Genomic DNA, 15,096 nt, shown 5'->3' with positions numbered 1-15,096 from the left:
AATTCTTCAGGGGCTATTCGGGGGCAGCGATGGATCAAACGGTACATTCAGACGACACCCTGACGCGGGCGGCCTCGAGCCTGCGCCGCTCCCGCATCAGCGAGGGCAAGCCGTTTCCGCTCGGCGCCACCTGGGACGGGCTCGGCGTCAATTTCGCGCTGTTTTCAGCCCATGCCACCAAGGTCGAACTCTGCCTGTTCGACGACAGCGGCGAAGCCGAACTGGAGCGGATCGAACTCCCCGAATATACCGACGAAGTCTGGCACGGCTATTTGCCCTCGGCCCGCCCCGGCACCGTCTACGGCTACCGCGTCCATGGCCCCTACGAACCCGACGCTGGACACCGCTTCAATCCCAACAAGCTCGTGCTCGATCCCTACGCCAAGCAGCTGGTCGGCCGGTTGCGCTGGGGACCGGAGCTGTTCGGCTACCAGCTCGACCATGCCGACAAGGATCTCTCCTACGACGAACGCGACAGCGCGCCCTTGATGCAGAAATGCCGTGTCATCGACCCGGCCTTCACCTGGGGCGCCGCGCGCAAGCCGGAAGTGCCGTGGGAGCGGACGATCGTCTACGAGATGCACGTCAAGGGGTTTACCCAGTTGCATCCGCTGGTGCCCGACGCAGACCGCGGCACGTTCTCCGGTCTCGCGCACTCGGAAGTTCCGGCCTACCTGCGCTCGCTTGGCATTACCAGTGCAGAATTGTTGCCGATCCATGCCTTCGTTGACGACAGCTATCTGGTCGAGAAAGGCTTGCGCAATTACTGGGGCTACAACTCCCTTGCCTTCTTCGCGCCGGAGCCGCGTTACCTCAGAACGCCGTTCGCGAACGAATTCAAGGCCATGGTCAACCAGTTCCACGCCCATGGCGTCGAGGTCATCCTCGACGTCGTCTACAATCACACCGCTGAAGGAAACGAGCTCGGCCCAACCCTCTCGTTCAAGGGCATCGACAACGCCAGCTATTACCGCCTGCTGCCGGACCAGCAGCGCTACTACATCAACGACACCGGTACCGGGAACACGGTGAACCTGTCGCATCCACGCGTGCTGCAACTGGTCGCGGATTCCCTGCGCTACTGGGCGACCGAGATGCGGGTCGACGGTTTCCGCTTCGATCTCGCCACCATCCTGGCGCGCGAACCTTACGGGTTCGATGAAGGCGGCGGCTTCCTCGATGCCTGCCGGCAGGACCCCGTGCTTTCCAGCGTCAAGCTGATCGCCGAGCCCTGGGACATCGGTCCGGGCGGCTATCAGGTCGGTCAGTTTCCGCCGGGATGGGCGGAGTGGAACGACAAGTTCAGGGACACCGTGCGCGCCTTCTGGAAGGGCGATGAGGGATCGATCGCGGACTTCGCCAAGCGCGTGTCCGGATCCGGCGATCTCTTCAACAAGCGCGGCCGCCGGCCATGGGCCAGCGTCAACTTCGTCACAGCCCATGACGGCTTCAATCTCAATGACCTCGTCTCGTACAACGACAAGCACAACGAAGCCAATGGTGAGGATAATCGCGACGGCCACAGCAACAATCATTCCTGGAATTGCGGCGCCGAGGGACCGACGGACGATCCGGACATCACGGCGCTGCGCGAGCGCCAAGAGCGCAATCTGCTGGCGACCATGCTGTTGTCGCACGGCACGCCTATGCTGCTTGCAGGCGACGAATTCGGACACACCCAACACGGCAACAACAACGCGTACGCCCAAGACAACGAGATCACATGGCTCGACTGGCTCCGCATCACCGCAAATGGCCGCAGCCTTCGCGAATTCACGCGCAAGCTGATCGCCACGCGTAAGGCATTTCCGATTCTTTACCGCAGCCGCTTCCTGGTCGGCTCCCACAATGAAGAGCTGGACGTGAAGGACGTGACGTGGCTCGCGCCGTCCGGGGAGGAAATGACGACGGACCAGTGGCAGGACGGTAACGCCAAATGTTTCGGCCTGCTGCTCGACGGCCGCGCCCAGGAGACCGGGATCAAGCGCCGCGGCTCGGACGCAACCATGCTGCTGATCTACAACGCCCATTACGACGTCGTGAATTTCACCTTGCCCGCAGTCGCCGAGGGACGCAGCTGGATCGGGTTGATCGACACCAATCAACCGGAGGGGCAAATGCCCGCATTCGAGTTCGGGCACGTTTATGCGATGACGGGGCGATCCCTCGTGGTGTTCGGTCTCGCCACCGAAACCATCGCCACGCGCCGCCTGCGCCAGGGCCTCGGCGCGCTGCTGGACGTCGTGGAGGCGCCGCTGCCGGGGTAATTGGTCGTGACACGGTGAGCCGACGCTTTCGAGTTGATGACGACAGGGAACGCACGCAGGTTATCGGCGTTCGAGTAGATGGGGCATCAGTCGGAGAACACCGAGATGAAGTTCACAGGTGCCGTTATCCTCGCCGCTCTCGCGCTGCCTGGAGCAGCCTGGGCGCAGGCCAGCAAGCCTGACGTTTCGTCCGCGCCGAGCGCGCAGAATTCGGGTGCCGGCATTGCCGGGCAGCCCGGCAACAAGAACGGGCCGGCCGCAAAGCCTGGTGAGACCGTTGGATCGAGTTCGACGAGCTCCACTGGCAACACCGCCGTGCAGTCGCAGGACCCGTCGAATATTCAGGGCGCGCCAGGCAACAAGAATGGGCCGCCCGCCAAGCGTCCGGACCAGCGCTAAGCGAATACGCCCACGATCCTGCCGATCGACTTCGAACGACCTGCGCCCGATATCATCGGCGCAGGTCGTTTCGCGAGGAACGAACGCTAAAGCCGCCCGTTCGGAAGACATCCTCTTTCCTGTCCTCCCAATACGAGAGTCCCCACCATGTATCACCACGTCAAGAAGCTGATGTTCACCGTTCGCGTCGACGAGCCGGATCCCCGCTTCGGCAACATGCTGCTGGAGCAGTTCGGCGGCGCCAATGGCGAGCTCGCCGCCGCGATGCAGTACTCGATCCAGGGGTTGAACTGCGAGGATCCCGATCGCAAGGACCTGCTGATGGACATCGGCACCGAAGAGCTCAGCCATCTGGAAGTGGTCGGCACGCTGGCGCGGATGCATCTCAAGCCGTCGAAGTTCGACCGCCAGGCGGCCGAAGCCGATCCCCTCATCGCCATCGCCGGCGGCGGCGGCGTCAATCTCTTCAACTCCCAGGGCAATGCCTGGACCGCCGACTATCTGAAGATCACCGGCGAGCTTGACGTCGATCTGCGCAGCAACATCGCCGCGGAGGCGCGGGCCAAGATCGTCTACGAGCGGCTGATCAATTTCTGCGACGACGCCGGCAGCAAGGACGCGCTGCAGTTCCTGATGACCCGCGAGATCACGCACATGAAGGCGTTCGCGCTCGCGCTCGAGAGCATGGGCAAGCCAGCGTTCAGCATCGGCCGCATCGCGCCGACGCCCGGCCTCGTGGACCAGTTCTTCAACGATTCCACCGGCGCCGGCGACCATGGCGAGATCGACACGCGCGGCCCGTGGAACGAGGGCGGCGACTGGGTGTTCACGGAGTCGCCGGCGATCCAGGCGGGCGAACCGGGTCCGGCCTCGGCCATCGTCACCGAGAGCTCGCCGCCCGCGGACGAAGCGGGTCTCGGCGATCTGCTCATCAACGAGCTGCGCGATATCCTGCATGCCGAGAAGCAATTGACCAAGGCGCTTCCCAAGATGGCGGAGGCCGCCCGCTTCGATCAGTTGCGCGAGCTGTTCGAGCAGCACCTCGCCGAGACCGAAGCGCAGGTCGAGCGCATCAACGAATGCTTCGAAATGCTCGGCAAATCCGCCCGCGCCAAGCCCTGCAAGGGCATGATGGGCCTCGTCGAGGAAGGCCAGGAGATCATGGCCGAGGGCGAGGACAAGGAGGACGCGGCGGCCGACCTCGCCCTGATCGGCGCAGCGCAGCGCGTCGAGCATTACGAGATCGCGGGCTACACCACGGCGCGCAACCTCGCCCAGCAGCTTCGCCACAGTGCCATTGTCGCCCTGCTGTCGAAATCGCTCGCCGAGGAGGAGAACGCCGATCAGCTTCTCAACCAGGTGGCTCGCTCGCTGATGTCGGTGGCGAAAATGCCGGCGGCAGTCGAGCAGACCGAATGATCCCTAGCCGTCCAGCAGGTCGAGAAACTCCTCGACCCGGCTGAACGGATCCTGGTCGCGGCGGCCGGCGTGAACAACGCGGTCGCCGTCGCGCTGCAGCGCCCCCGTCTGCGACTTCGCCCTCGATTTCCGTAGTCGCCCCGGCAGGAACGTCGCGGCGACGGCCTCGGGCCCGACATCGAGCCTGACGATACCGCGCCGCTTGCAATCGATCCGCAGCCTGGCGGAGGCGAAGAAGTCGCGGGCCTCCGGCGGCAGCCTGCCGAAACGACGCGAGATCTCCTCTTCCAGATCTTCCAGATCGTCGTCGCTCCGGCACCTGGCAGCGCGCCCATAGATCTCGAGCCGGACCGCCTCGGATTGCACGTAGCCTTCAGGCAGCATGTCGGCGAGCGGCATATTGAGATCGGGCACCCACAGATCGGCCCCGGTATCGCTGCCTCGCTCGGACGCGCGCTTCAGCAGATGACTGTAGAGCACCGGTCCGAACACCTGGACATGCCCGGACTGCTGTTCCGAGAACAGATCGCCGGCGCCCCTGAGGTCGAGGTCGCGCTCGCTGATCGCAAAGCCGGCCCCGGGCTTGCTGAACTCCTCCAGTACCGCCAGGCGCTTCTCGGACTGCTCCGAGGTCGATTCCGTCAGCAGATGAGCAAAAGCGCGCGTGCCGCCGCGTCCCACCCGTCCCCTGAGCTGATGCAGCTGCGCAAGCCCAAACTTTTCGGGCCAGCACACCACGATGGTGTTCGCGCGCGGAATATCGAGACCGCTTTCCACGATATTGGTCGCCAGCAGCACATCCGCCTCGCCATCGACGAAACTCATCATGCGATCGTCGATCTCGTCCACGGGCAGTCTGCCGTGAAGACAGACGATGCGCAGCTCCGGCGCCACCGATTGCACCCGCGCCAGCATCGGCTCCAGATCCTGGATGCGTGGGCAGATCAGGAAGCTCTGACCGTGCCGCCTGCGCTCACGGAGCAGCGCTGCGGCAATGGCAGCATCGGACAGCGGCGCGATCCTGGTCACGATGGGAAGGCGATGAACCGGCGGCGAGGCGATCACGCTGAGGTCCCTGAAGCCGGCAAGACCCGCCGCGAGCGTGCGCGGGATCGGCGTGGCGCTCATCCACAGCGAATGGGCCCCCTTGGCGAGGCCTGAAAGCTTCGCCTTCTCGGCCGCCCCGAAATGCTGCTCTTCGTCGATGATGACGAGGCCGAGTTCGGCGAACTTCACGTCCTTTGCCGCAAGCGCCTGCGTGCCGACCACGACTTTCAGCGTGCCGCGCCGCAACCCCTCCTTGGTCTCTCGCGTCTCCGGGCCTGAACTGGCCCGCGACAGGCTTCCCACCTCGATGCCGAGAGGGCCGAATCGCTTGCGGAAGGTTTCGACATGCTGCCGCGCCAGCACGGTCGTCGGCGCCGCGATCGCCACCTGCTTGCCGGACAGCGCCACTGCGGCCGCCGCCCGCAGCGCGACCTCGGTCTTGCCGAAGCCGACGTCACCGCAGATCACCCTGTCCATGGGATGGCCCGCCGCAAGATCGTCGAGGACGTCTTGAATCGCCTGGGCCTGGTCCACTGTCGTGAAATAGGGGAACCGCGCGACGAATTTTTCGTAAGCCGGCCCCGGCGGCACCAGTTTCGGTGCACGACGGCGGAGGCGCTGGCTGATGTGTTTGGCGAGCGCCTTGGCGGCGACCTGGATTTCCGCTTCCGCCTCGGTGCGCCGCGCCCACCAGCTGCTACCGTCCGCCTTGTCCAGCGTCAGCTTGCCGGGCTCGCCGGCATAAGGCCAGATCACGGCAAGATCGGAGGGCGGTACGAGCACGGCATTGTCGCCCGCGAATTTGAGCCTGATCATCTCGCGTCGCGATCCCTTGCCCATATCCAGGGTCTGCAAGCCATCGAGCACGGCGAGCCCGCGTTGCAGATGGACGATAGCGGCGCCCTTTTCCGGCACGTCGGGATGATCGAAAGCCGGATTCCAGGCGCGCGCCATCGGCTGCGGATGATGGGCTCGGCTGCCGAGCACGTCGGACGCGGTCACGACGACGAGCGGCTTGCGGCCGGCGCCAATGAACCCCGCGTCGAAATCGGCCAGCAGCGCGCCTTCGCGGCTCCGTGCCTTCGTCACCTCGCTCCAATCGGCCAGGCGCTCCGCCTTGATGCCGCTCATGCGCTCCATCGCGCGAAGGTCGTCCTCGACGGCCGCGACGAACAGCAGCCGCGATCCGCCGCGCTGCATGTCGGCGACGAAGGCGCGAAGCGCCTTGCGAGGCGAGGCCAGCTTCGAGAACTCCGGCGTCGAGATGAAGGCCGTCTTGCGCGGCAGCACGCTGATGCGCTTCTTCAGCTGCTTCCAGTCCGCCTGCCCCAGATATTCGCGTTCCGCATCCCTGCGGCCGGCAGCGTCCTCGATCGTGCCCAGCCAGCTCTCGGCGTGAGCCGATACCCCGGCATCCGCGATCCATCGCGCGCGGCTGCAATAATCAGGCAGTGTCGCCCGCTGTCCGCGCGTAGCTCCCAGAGCGATCCGCTCGGACATGGGATCTATGATCAATTCCGGGGTCTCGTAGACGACCTCGTGCTCGATAGGATCAACCGCGACGATCTTGCGGATCGTGTCGCCGGAATGCTCGATCCGGAAGGGAGCGAGTGCGCCGGCGGGAAACACTTCGAACGTCTTGCCATGGAACAGGACACCGCCCGGATACTCCGCCTCTTCGTCGAGATCGTAGCCGAGAGCTTCCAGCCGCGTCTCCAGCTCGGTCTCGGAATAGGGCGCGCCCACCTTCAGCGTGAGGCTCGATCGCGACCAGCTCGCCGGCAGCGGCAGCCGTTCCATGATGGCTTCCGCGGTGGACACCAGGAAGACGGGCTTCTTTGTCTTGGCGAGACGCCGCAGCACCGAGCTGCGCCGGCCCGCGATCTCGCGGGAGGGCTCGAGGCCGTCGAAGGGCAGCGTGTTCAGGCGCGGAAACACCAGCACGTCGACCGAGGGATCGAGGGCGTGGATCACGCCGCCCAGCCGCTCCGCCCTACTCTCGTCGTCGCAGAGGAAGACGAGGCCGTCGCGGCCGGACTTCTCCCACTGCTCGAGCAGATGCAGCGCCAGCATGCCGAGCGGCGATGAGGAGGCGACCGCGGAACGCGAGGCGCTCTTGTCCGGGCGCTTGCTTGTCGAGCTGGTACTTTTCGACCTCTTGCTTTTCGAACTCGTGCTCTTCGCGCTCTTGCTTATCGAGCCTACGCTTGTCGAGCTCTTGCTTTTTGTCTTTATCGCGCCGGTCGTGGCCCGGGCTTTGCTGGTGGGCGCCAATGTGTATCCAACTTTGTTTCGCAAATAGAGGCGAGCGACGACGAGCCCTCCCGTCGAGCTCCGTCGATAACGCGCCTCGGGCTTGAGCGCCCACTGACGTCATTACAATTTTGCAATTGCGTTGAAAAGCAGAGACAGGGGGCAAAGGCAAGCGGCCTGAACGGGCAAAAGGCTAACGGGCAGGCGGCTATTGCAGAACCTTCGGCAGCACGACGACCACGTCCACGCTCTGCGCGAGGATGTGCGTGGCGACCACAGCGAGCTGGTGCGAGAACTCGTCCTCGATCTCGGCCGCGCAGTCTTCGTCGCTGGCAATGGCAAACAGCAGATTGCCGTCGATTTCGTCGAACCGGATGCCGGCGAAGAGGCGATCGAAAATCTCGGCGCCCGCGATGTACGCGATTCGCGCTTGGATGGCCTGGTCCTCGACGAGCGACAACTTCCTCATGGACGCAACATATGGCCGCACCACCCGAATGCAAGAGCAGGAGAGCGCTGGCGCGGCGTGCCTTGCGAACTATATTGGTGGCATCGTCCCGCCTGATCGCCGTTTGCCCTTGAGGAAATCCTTGATTCTGTTCCTGCTGCTGATCTTCCTGCCGATCGGCGTGTCGGCCGGCCGCTATTATTTGCGCGGCGACGGCCGCGGCAATTGGCAGACGGCGGATCGCTCCAGCGCCGGCCTGCTGCCGCCCGCATCGGCCAATCCGGATGCGCTGATCCGAGTGTTCGCCGCGCGCACCGTGCGCTGGCGCAGTATTTTTGCCGTCCACACCTGGATCGTCGTCAAGGAGAAGGGCGCCACAACCTATAGCCGATACGACTACACGGCCTGGGGCGACCCTGTTCGCAGCAACGGCTTTCCGCCCGACGGCCGCTGGTTCGGAGCCCTCCCGGAAACGGTGGTCGCCGTCGATGGCGCGCGGGCCGAAGCGCTGATTCCGAAGATCCGTGCCGTCATCGAGAATTACAAGTTCCGCGCCTATGGCGACTACAGCGCCTGGCCGGGACCGAATTCCAACACCTTCGTGCAGGCGGCGCTGGATGCTGTTCCCGAGCTGCGTGCCGTGCTGCCGCCGACCGCTATCGGCAAGGACTTTCCCTACAGCGGACGCTGGGCCGGCATCACGGCGTCCGGCACCGGGCTCTACGCCTCGCTGTCGGGCTATCTCGGCATGACCATCGGCTGGGTCGAAGGGGTCGAGATCAATTTCCTCGGCGCGGTGCTCGGCCTCGACATCCGCCGCCCCGCGCTGAAGCTTCCAGGCATAGGCCGCCTCGGTGTCGCGGCCGGCGCATAGGCCAATGACGGGGCCGTCCCATCAAAGTCGGTGCCCTCCCAGGCTTCCCGACACATCGTCCTTCCAATGTGTGCTTCAGGTCACAGCAGAATCGAGCGCCGTCGCGTAGATTGATCCTGCATGGCCGCAAACAAGGTAACGGCGGTACGCATGAGGCTGGAGAGGCGACCAACAGCTACGAACTTTTGAAGCCGCCAGGGTGAAGAGCTCGGCGGCTTTTTCTCTGTCCAGGAACGCGCGGCCGAGCTTGTTCGCTGCCGATGTGGCTACCGGCAGCGCCAGCTACTATCGTTTGTCTGAGGAGTCCGAAAGCTTCCGCTGATCGCGCTCTTCTTCGATCTGCCGTTCCGCTTCGACCCAGAACTCCACATCGCGATCGGCCGGGCGACCGGCCTGCTCCCAGAGCTCGTACGCGCGCGCTCGTACCTTGCCGCGCCGCATCATGCGAAGGAGCTTTTGCTTCAGCTCCTCGGCGAAACTCCTGAATCGCTGGACGGTGGTTTCGTCTTTAACGAGCGCAGCCGCTCGCGTTGCGAGTTCGATCTGGTGCTCTATCTTTTGCTGCTCATCCACCGCAAACCCCGCCGTAGCCACCGGCCTGCGTCGCAGCCCGTGCTGCTCACAACCTCAATTCCTGCTGGAAGGCTTCTGTTCCGCCTTCAATGCCAGGTCGTGTCAGCTTCGACGATCACCACTCTTGTTTCGGGATCTTCCGTCGTGTTGCAGGTGCAGGGCATGCCCTCACCACAGCGGCAGCCGCCCAATTCCTCGCTCCAGGCGCGGAGCGGATGGTTTACGCAGACCCATCCCAGACCGTGGCAGAATGGGCAGCCCTTGTTGGTCACAGCGTATCCGGCGTCCGCATCGGGTTCGACTTGTCCTCGTTGCGCAACTCCTGCTCGGCCGCGTGCCAGAACTCGTCCTCGCGGCCTTCCGGCTTGCCCGCCTGTTCCCACAAGCGGTGCGCGCGTTCTCTGATGTCGTGATCGGTCGGCTCCGGCATTGCATCTCCTGCGAAGAGACACGGCCCCACCCTGGGGGGTATGGGGGCTTGGAGGCGGGGCCGTGCAGGCCAGCAAATCGGCGGCGACGCTGGCCCGCTGAGTCAAGCCTCGATGGTGCGCAAGAGTTCCTAGCCCGGAGCGGCGAACACGCGAGCTCGAACGAAGCCCGCTCTCGCCGCCTTTACAGGCCTCGGGATGGAGCGGTGCACTCCTGACGCGGAGCGTTCCTCAGGTATCGGGATGCCACGTCAGCCAGCAATCCAGACGAATCTGACGTCGGGCAGCAGGCGGCGCAAGCTCGAGCAAGTCACCGCGGCGAGCGAGAACGTTGTCATCAGCCGAAATCTGCGATACGGGCCTCGAGCGCAAACATGCTTTGATAAACTTCCGGCTCGCTCGCCCCGGCCATGACGTCGGGGGCAATTTCCGCGGCTTTCCGCAAGGCGCCCTGCAACGACGCGACGTCGAGCGCCTCGATCAGCAAAAGCCCGGCAAAAAAGCCCTCGTTCTTCCGCATGCCCTTCTCGGTCGTCCGCACCGATGTCCGCGCCTCGTCGGTCGCGCCGATCTGCACCGCGGCAACCCCGTCGCACGCAACGAGCGCCTGAGCCAGACCCTGGGGATCCTTCGGCAACGTCTCGATCCGCAGCGGCACGATCGATGCGCCCTCGCCCCGCCCTCCCCGCGCAATCATGACGCCGCCGCCCCGCATGAAATTGCCAAGCTTCGGCATGATGCGCCGGGACCACGGCGTCGGTGCGTTGAGGCGCGCCAGATAAGCCTCGCCGTCGAGGACCTCCGGCGTCCCCAGCTCGTACAGAATGAAGAAGCGGTTGATGTCGTCCCTTGCCGCGCGGAAGACACGCGATGCCAGGAAGCCCTTCGTCGTCACGCGCTCGGTCGTGTGCTCACGCGTCAGCCAGTGCCGGTAGTCGGTCAGGTCGTGAGCCTCGACGTCGCTCCAGATGGCGAGAAATCCCGTGCCGCGCATCCCGCCCTCCATGCCTACGCCTTGCCGCCGGCCGCAAGCCGGTGCAGAGCTGGCGCGATGGTCGCAGGCAATTGCCCTAGCCGTTGGACCGCCGCGAGCATCGCGGCGAGATAACCATAGGGACCCAGGCCGCAAATGACTGCCGTGGAGGCGCTCGACGTGATCGAGTGGCGGTGCAGCTCGTCCCGCGCGTGGATGTTCGAGATATGCACCTCGATCTTTACACCCTCGAAAATCTTCAGCGCATCGATCAGCGCGATCGAGGTGAATGAATAGGCCGCGGGGTTCATGATGATGGCGTCCGCGTTGCCATGGGCGGACTGGATCAGGCTGACGAGTTCGCCCTCCATGTTCGATTGATGGAACGACATCGAAACCCCGAGCTGGTCGGCCAGCGCCTTGCAGCTCGCCTCGATCTCCCCGAGCGTCGTCGAGCCGTAGATGTGGGGCTCGCGGATGCCGAGGAAATTGAGATTGGGTCCGTTGAGGATCATGATCCTTGCGGCCATTTTGGCTTGTCCTTCTTTTGTTGCCGACGCGTCTAGCCGCTGAACCACTTGGCCGGGATCGTCACCAGCCCCGGGAATAGCACCATCGCGAACAGGACGATCAGTTGCGCAATCAAGAAGGGCCAGACGCCCTTGATGATGTCCTCCATGCTGATCCTGGAGACGCCGCAAACCACGTTCAGCACGATACCGACCGGTGGCGTGATGAGGCCGATCGCATTATTGATGATGAAGAGGACACCAAAGTAGACGGGATCGATGCCCGCCGCCTTGACGATCGGCATCAGGATCGGCGTGAGGATGAGGATGGTCGGCGTCATGTCGAGAGCCGTCCCCACGATCACCACCACGACCATGATCGCCAGCATCAGGAGCGTGTTGTTGCCCATGAAAGGCTTGAGCAGGGTGACGATCTGTGCCGAAATCTCGGACACGGTGATGAGCCAGGACGACACCAGCGCGGCTGCCACGAGAAACATGACGATGCTCGTCGTCAAGGCCGAGGAGACGAACACCTCGTAAAGCTGCGACAGCTTCAATTCCCGATAGATGCAGGTCGCAACGAACAGCGAATAGACGGCGACGACCACTGCGGCTTCCGTCGGCGTGAAGATGCCGAAACGCAGGCCGACCACGATGATGACCGGCAGCATCAACGCCCAGAAGCCGTCGACCACCGCTTTCACCATTTCCGAGAGCGATGCTCTTGGCGGGGGCGTCAGGTTCTCCTGGCGGACCACCCACCACCAGGCCAGGCAGAGCCCCGCCCCGAGCAACAGCCCGGGGACGATCCCGGCCAGAAACAGTTTCGAGATCGACACGCCCGCGGCGACACCGAAAATGACGAATCCGATGCTGGGCGGAATCACGGGCGCGATGATGCCGCCGGCCGCGACCAGACCCGCCGCATAGGATTTCTTGTGGCCCGCCGCCACCATCATCGGCACCAGCAGGGCAGCCAGTGCCGCGGCATCGGCTGCCGCGGAGCCCGAGAGCGACGCAAGGATGCAGGACGCGAGGATCGTGACGTAACCAAGGCCGCCGCGAAAATGGCCGACCGCGACGAGCGCAACGTTGACGATTCGCTTGGCCAAACCACCCTTGTTCATGACCTCGCCGGCGAGCATGAAGAAGGGAATGGCCATGAGCGGAAAGCTGTCCGCGCCGTTGATGACGTTCTGCGCCACGATCTGCGCGTCGAACATGTCGATCGTGCTCATCAGGGCCACGCCGCAGACGATCAGCGCAAAGGCGATCGGCATGCCCAGCGCCATGGCGCCGAGCAGCGAGAGGGTGAAGACGGCAATCGTCATGGCATGATCCCGGTGATTTTCAGGATGTGAGCGCCGGGCGGCACGATACGAGGAGACAGCATCAGTGCTCCTCCGATTCCCTGACGGCTACCATGTCGGCTTCGCTGGCCTGTCCGGAAATGACGCGGAACAGGTCGTAGAGAAGGATCACTCCGGCCGAAACGCCGAAGATCACGCCGACGCCATAGAAGATGCCGAGCGAGAGGCCGGTCGCCGGCGCGCGGTCGTCGATATTGATGATCGTCTGCCGCCAACTTCCCGAGAGCAGAAGCCAGTCGGCGAACAGCATCAGGACGTAGCTGACGATGAAGCAGATGCGTTTGCCGTAAGCCGGCAGCATCCGCACAAGGCTATCGACGCCGAGATGGGCGTGCTCACGCATTGCCACGACCGCACCGAGGAAAGTCAGCCAGACCAGGAGCCAGCGCGACAGCTCCTCGGAAATCGCAATACCGGAGTTGAAGCCGTAGCGCAGGACAACGTTGCCGAAAACCAGCACCACCATCACCGCAAGAAATGCGGCGATGATGCCCTTCAGCAGGGTGCAATAGAGGTCGAGAATTCGCGCCATGCGTGCCGTCCGGGCAAAGTCGGGTTCAGAGCCGGCCCACTGGCCGGCTCTGCCTCTTGCATGCTGACGAGGTCGACTATTTCACGTCCTTGCGGATGCGATCGAGCTCGTCGTTGAACAGCTTGACCGCCTCCGGCTTGAGATTGGCGGCAATCTTGTCGACGACCGGCTGCGCCGTCTTGCGCATCCGATCGAGCTCTTCCGGCGCGACGGTGTTGTACTGCATGCCCTTCGCCTGCAATTCAGAGAGGGCTTTTTCAGTCTGAAGGCGGGTCTGCTCCTTTTGATAGCCTCGGCTTTCCTCGTACGCCTCGCGCATCAGGCGCTGCTCGGTCGGCGAGAGCTTGTCCCAAAACGCCTTGCTCACGAGGATGATGTTCAGGGTGAAGGTGTGATTGGTGGCGGAAACGTATTTTTGCACTTCGTAGAACTTGTTGGAGAGAATGACCGTGAAGGGGTTCTCCTCGCCGTCGACTGTGCGGGTCTCCAGCGCCGAATAGAGTTCGCCGAAGGCCATCGGAACGGGATTGGCCTTGAAGGATCCGAAGGTCTCGAGATAGACCGGGTTCGGAATGACGCGGAGCTTGAGGCCGTTGAAATCCTCGACCTTGGTGATCGGCCGCGTGCTGTTGGTGACGTTGCGGAAGCCGAGGCCCCAATAGCCCAGACCGATCAATCCCTTCGACGGCAACGTATCGAGCATCGACGTGCCGAATTTTCCGGTGCCGAGAGCATCCGCCTGCTCGATGGTCTTCACGATGAATGGAAAGTCGATGAGGCCGAACTCCGGCACGACGGTTGCGAGCGACGTCGTCGAGGCCGACAGCATTTCCTGCGTGCCGCCGCGTAGCGCGGATTGCTGCTGCAGCTCGTTGCCGAGCTGCGAGGCCGCGAACTCACGAATCTTCATCTTGCCCCCGCTCTTCGCCAGCAGGATCTCCGCAAATTTCTGCACCCCCGCGCTGACGGGGTGATCGGTGTTGTTCAGGTGTCCCCACCTGATCGTGCGCTCCTGAATGTCCTCAGCGGATGCACCGACCGTCAGCGCCACGCAGATCGCCGTCGCAGACAGCGCCCGTACCAACAAGCTCATTTTGACCTCCCTGTTCGATCGGGGCACGACGGCGGCTTCAGCCATTCTTTTCTGCACCCTCAGGTCAATCAAAAAACATAACTACATTTTTTGGTCAAATGATAAATCGCAATTCATCTGATATTTTTGATTACGTCTGTTGGTAGGCGTCTGCTATATTGCTGGTAACAGTGATGGTTCGGCCGCCCACCACGGGCGTTGCGCGCATATTGCGGGATCGGAGAGCATGACGTCACTCGAGGGGCGCCCTTTGTCGGCGGGCGACAGCGGTTATCAGCGGATTCGATCCGACATCATTTTCGGCGTGCTGACGCCGTCCGGACGTCTCAAGCTCGACGCCATGAAGGAGGACTACGGCGTCAGCATCTCCACGCTGCGCGAGATCCTCAATCGGCTGACCTCGGAGGGATTCGTGGTCGCGGAGGGCCAGCGCGGCTTCGAGGTGGCGCCGATATCCATCCAGAACCTGCGTGAACTCGCCGGCCTGCGCATCCTGCTGGAGCAGCATGCAATGGCCGAGTCGTTTCGTGCCGGCGACGTCGAGTGGGAGGGCCGCGTGGTGTCCGCGCATCACAAGCTGGCGGCCACCGAACGCACCGTCCTCAAGGAGGGGGACGATCCCGAGCTGCGCAAACGCTACGACGGCGAATTCCACCAGGCTCTCATCTCGAGTTGCGGCTCGCGCGAGCTGATGCAGACCCACGCGATCGTGTTCGACAAATATTTCCGCTATGCGCTGCGCTACCGCGGCGCGGAGACGATCAACCAGCACAAGGCGCTGCTCGAATGCGCCCTCAAGCGCGACATCAAAGGCGCCAAAACCGTGCTTACCGACCACATCAACGGGTGCGTCGCGCACGCCCTCGCCTCCTGGAACGAGGATTGATCGTCCGCGGCCTGACGTCGTT

15 protein-coding genes are annotated in these 15,096 nt (G+C 63.6%); 6 read left to right on the top strand and 9 right to left on the bottom strand.

The features are described from left to right. Positions 1-29: 29 nt before the first annotated feature. The 3 genes from glgX to BcanWU425_RS09355 all read left to right on the top strand — a co-directional run bounded on the left by glgX (position 30) and on the right by BcanWU425_RS09355 (position 4,085). Complete coding sequence (gene glgX / locus BcanWU425_RS09365; RefSeq protein ID WP_204512178.1) at positions 30-2,267, top strand: glycogen debranching protein GlgX; 2,238 nt, start codon at positions 30-32, stop codon at positions 2,265-2,267. A 105-nt stretch (positions 2,268-2,372) separates the two neighbouring features. Further along, a complete protein-coding gene (locus tag BcanWU425_RS09360) occupies positions 2,373-2,666 on the top strand; it encodes a hypothetical protein (RefSeq protein ID WP_026232628.1) in 294 nt (97 codons plus the stop codon). A 147-nt stretch (positions 2,667-2,813) separates the two neighbouring features. Then, positions 2,814-4,085 (top strand): DUF892 family protein, encoded by a 1,272-nt coding sequence (locus BcanWU425_RS09355; protein ID WP_018453925.1) that lies wholly within the window; start codon positions 2,814-2,816, stop codon positions 4,083-4,085. 3 nt (positions 4,086-4,088) lie between these two features. Here BcanWU425_RS09355 and BcanWU425_RS09350 read toward each other — a convergent pair whose 3' ends face one another. Continuing rightward, positions 4,089-7,205, bottom strand: coding sequence for a DEAD/DEAH box helicase (locus BcanWU425_RS09350; RefSeq protein ID WP_204512179.1), 3,117 nt, complete (start codon positions 7,203-7,205; stop codon positions 4,089-4,091). On the opposite strand from BcanWU425_RS09350, the gene BcanWU425_RS09345 reads away from it, so the two are divergent. Continuing rightward, entirely contained in the window at positions 7,204-7,434 is a 231-nt protein-coding gene (locus BcanWU425_RS09345; protein WP_018453923.1) for a hypothetical protein, read from the top strand. The genes BcanWU425_RS09350 and BcanWU425_RS09345 overlap by 2 nt on opposite strands. A 159-nt stretch (positions 7,435-7,593) precedes the next feature. Here the strand turns inward: BcanWU425_RS09345 and BcanWU425_RS09340 are convergent, their stop codons facing one another. Next, positions 7,594-7,854 (bottom strand): hypothetical protein, encoded by a 261-nt coding sequence (locus tag BcanWU425_RS09340; RefSeq protein ID WP_007595982.1) that lies wholly within the window; start codon positions 7,852-7,854, stop codon positions 7,594-7,596. A 121-nt stretch (positions 7,855-7,975) separates the two neighbouring features. Between BcanWU425_RS09340 and BcanWU425_RS09335 the strand changes: the two genes are divergently transcribed. After that, positions 7,976-8,707, top strand: a complete 732-nt coding sequence (locus tag BcanWU425_RS09335) for a DUF3750 domain-containing protein (protein WP_018453922.1) — start codon at positions 7,976-7,978, stop codon at positions 8,705-8,707. 285 nt (positions 8,708-8,992) lie between these two features. On the opposite strand, the gene BcanWU425_RS09330 is transcribed toward BcanWU425_RS09335, so the two are convergent. The 7 genes from BcanWU425_RS09330 to BcanWU425_RS09300 form a co-directional block, all read right to left on the bottom strand. Beyond that, a complete protein-coding gene (locus BcanWU425_RS09330; RefSeq protein ID WP_085394208.1) occupies positions 8,993-9,280 on the bottom strand; it encodes a DUF2934 domain-containing protein in 288 nt (95 codons plus the stop codon). 268 nt (positions 9,281-9,548) lie between these two features. After that, positions 9,549-9,710 (bottom strand): DUF2934 domain-containing protein, encoded by a 162-nt coding sequence (locus BcanWU425_RS09325; RefSeq protein ID WP_018453920.1) that lies wholly within the window; start codon positions 9,708-9,710, stop codon positions 9,549-9,551. A 335-nt stretch (positions 9,711-10,045) separates the two neighbouring features. After that, positions 10,046-10,702 carry a hypothetical protein gene (locus BcanWU425_RS09320; RefSeq protein WP_204512180.1) on the bottom strand — a complete coding sequence of 219 codons (657 nt, stop codon included), beginning with the start codon at positions 10,700-10,702 and terminating at the stop codon, positions 10,046-10,048. Positions 10,703-10,716: 14 nt separating this feature from the next. Beyond that, on the bottom strand, positions 10,717-11,211 hold the full coding sequence (locus BcanWU425_RS09315) for a type II 3-dehydroquinate dehydratase (RefSeq protein ID WP_204512181.1): 495 nt from the start codon (positions 11,209-11,211) through the stop codon (positions 10,717-10,719). A gap of 32 nt (positions 11,212-11,243) precedes the next feature. Next, positions 11,244-12,524 (bottom strand): TRAP transporter large permease subunit, encoded by a 1,281-nt coding sequence (locus tag BcanWU425_RS09310; protein WP_085383158.1) that lies wholly within the window; start codon positions 12,522-12,524, stop codon positions 11,244-11,246. Between the two features lie 61 nt (positions 12,525-12,585). Next, on the bottom strand, positions 12,586-13,095 hold the full coding sequence (locus BcanWU425_RS09305; protein ID WP_085393958.1) for a TRAP transporter small permease: 510 nt from the start codon (positions 13,093-13,095) through the stop codon (positions 12,586-12,588). A gap of 76 nt (positions 13,096-13,171) precedes the next feature. After that, a complete protein-coding gene (locus BcanWU425_RS09300; RefSeq protein WP_018453915.1) occupies positions 13,172-14,188 on the bottom strand; it encodes a TRAP transporter substrate-binding protein in 1,017 nt (338 codons plus the stop codon). A gap of 226 nt (positions 14,189-14,414) precedes the next feature. Between BcanWU425_RS09300 and BcanWU425_RS09295 the strand changes: the two genes are divergently transcribed. Then, on the top strand, positions 14,415-15,074 hold the full coding sequence (locus BcanWU425_RS09295) for a GntR family transcriptional regulator (RefSeq protein WP_026232625.1): 660 nt from the start codon (positions 14,415-14,417) through the stop codon (positions 15,072-15,074). Positions 15,075-15,096 lie beyond the last annotated feature (22 nt).

It is taken from the genome of Bradyrhizobium sp. WU425 (assembly GCF_021052305.1).
GTDB lineage: Bacteria > Pseudomonadota > Alphaproteobacteria > Rhizobiales > Xanthobacteraceae > Bradyrhizobium > Bradyrhizobium canariense_D.
The sequence above is the reverse complement of the archived record's forward strand: the minus strand, read 5'-3'. Positions and strand labels throughout refer to the sequence as shown.

Excerpts from the sequence above, each read along its gene's own strand:
- glgX (WP_204512178.1), top strand. The coding sequence starts at position 30 with ATGGATCAAACGGTACATTCAGACGACACCCTGACGCGGGCGGCCTCG.
- BcanWU425_RS09360 (WP_026232628.1), top strand. The coding sequence starts at position 2,373 with ATGAAGTTCACAGGTGCCGTTATCCTCGCCGCTCTCGCGCTGCCTGGA.
- BcanWU425_RS09355 (WP_018453925.1), top strand. The coding sequence starts at position 2,814 with ATGTATCACCACGTCAAGAAGCTGATGTTCACCGTTCGCGTCGACGAG.
- BcanWU425_RS09345 (WP_018453923.1), top strand. The coding sequence starts at position 7,204 with ATGCCGAGCGGCGATGAGGAGGCGACCGCGGAACGCGAGGCGCTCTTG.
- BcanWU425_RS09350 (WP_204512179.1), bottom strand. The coding sequence starts at position 7,205 with ATGCTGGCGCTGCATCTGCTCGAGCAGTGGGAGAAGTCCGGCCGCGAC.
- BcanWU425_RS09340 (WP_007595982.1), bottom strand. The coding sequence starts at position 7,854 with ATGAGGAAGTTGTCGCTCGTCGAGGACCAGGCCATCCAAGCGCGAATC.
- BcanWU425_RS09325 (WP_018453920.1), bottom strand. The coding sequence starts at position 9,710 with ATGCCGGAGCCGACCGATCACGACATCAGAGAACGCGCGCACCGCTTG.
- BcanWU425_RS09320 (WP_204512180.1), bottom strand. The coding sequence starts at position 10,702 with ATGCGCGGCACGGGATTTCTCGCCATCTGGAGCGACGTCGAGGCTCAC.
- BcanWU425_RS09315 (WP_204512181.1), bottom strand. The coding sequence starts at position 11,211 with ATGGCCGCAAGGATCATGATCCTCAACGGACCCAATCTCAATTTCCTC.
- BcanWU425_RS09310 (WP_085383158.1), bottom strand. The coding sequence starts at position 12,524 with ATGACGATTGCCGTCTTCACCCTCTCGCTGCTCGGCGCCATGGCGCTG.
- BcanWU425_RS09305 (WP_085393958.1), bottom strand. The coding sequence starts at position 13,095 with ATGGCGCGAATTCTCGACCTCTATTGCACCCTGCTGAAGGGCATCATC.
- BcanWU425_RS09300 (WP_018453915.1), bottom strand. The coding sequence starts at position 14,188 with ATGAGCTTGTTGGTACGGGCGCTGTCTGCGACGGCGATCTGCGTGGCG.
- BcanWU425_RS09295 (WP_026232625.1), top strand. The coding sequence starts at position 14,415 with ATGACGTCACTCGAGGGGCGCCCTTTGTCGGCGGGCGACAGCGGTTAT.